General features: G+C 62.9%; 1 protein-coding gene. It reads left to right on the top strand.

Annotated features, from left to right (window positions below; all coding sequences use genetic code 11):
- Positions 1–1,170 (top strand): elongation factor Tu (gene tuf / locus AX756_RS24740; protein WP_068318552.1); only part of this gene is annotated, 1,170 nt, incomplete at its 5' end.
- Positions 1,171–1,190 lie beyond the last annotated feature (20 nt).

Below are 1,190 nucleotides of genomic sequence, written 5' to 3' on the forward strand. Positions count from 1 at the left end.
AAGGAAAAGTTTGACCGCAGCAAACCGCACGTGAACATCGGCACGATTGGTCACGTTGACCACGGCAAGACGACGTTGACGGCGGCGATCACCAAGTATTTTGGCGACTTCAAGGCCTATGACCAGATCGACGGCGCGCCCGAAGAGAAGGCCCGCGGCATCACGATCTCGACCGCCCACGTCGAGTACGAGACCGACACCCGCCACTATGCCCACGTCGACTGCCCCGGCCACGCCGACTACGTGAAGAACATGATCACCGGTGCTGCCCAGATGGACGGCGCGATCCTGGTCGTGTCGGCCGCCGATGGTCCGATGCCGCAGACCCGCGAGCACATCCTGCTCGGCCGTCAGGTCGGCATCCCCTTCATGGTCGTGTACATGAACAAGGCCGACCAGGTGGACGATCCCGAGCTGCTCGAGCTGGTGGAAATGGAAATCCGCGAGCTGCTGGAAAGCTATGAGTACCCGGGCGACGATATCCCGATCATCACCGGTTCCGCGCTGGCCGCGATGGAAGGCCGTGATCCGGAGATGGGCGAGAACTCGATCCGTGCGCTTCTGGCCGCCGTTGACGAGTACATCCCGACGCCCGAGCGTGCTGTCGACCAGCCGTTCCTGATGCCGATCGAGGACGTGTTCTCGATTTCCGGCCGCGGCACGGTTGTGACCGGTCGTGTCGAGCGTGGCGTTGTGAATGTGGGCGACGAACTTGAGATCGTCGGCATCCGCGACACCAAGAAGACGACCTGCACCGGCGTCGAGATGTTCCGCAAGCTGCTGGACCGCGGCGAAGCCGGCGACAACATCGGCGCGCTGCTTCGCGGCATCGACCGTGAGGGCGTCGAGCGTGGCCAGGTTCTCTGCAAGCCGGGTTCGGTCAAGCCGCACACGAAGTTCGAAGCCGAAGCCTACATCCTGACCAAGGAAGAGGGTGGCCGTCACACGCCGTTCTTTGCCAACTACCGTCCGCAGTTCTACTTCCGTACCACGGACGTGACCGGCACGGTGACGCTGGCCGAGGGCACCGAGATGGTGATGCCGGGCGACAACGTTTCGTTCACGGTTGACCTGATCGCGCCGATCGCGATGGAAGAGAAGCTCCGCTTCGCCATCCGCGAAGGTGGCCGCACCGTCGGCGCCGGCGTCGTCTCCAAGATCCTCGAGTAATCACTCGAACGATCGAAGAA

This window comes from Aliiruegeria sabulilitoris (assembly GCF_001558155.1).
Classification (GTDB): Bacteria; Pseudomonadota; Alphaproteobacteria; order Rhodobacterales; family Rhodobacteraceae; genus Tropicimonas; species Tropicimonas sabulilitoris.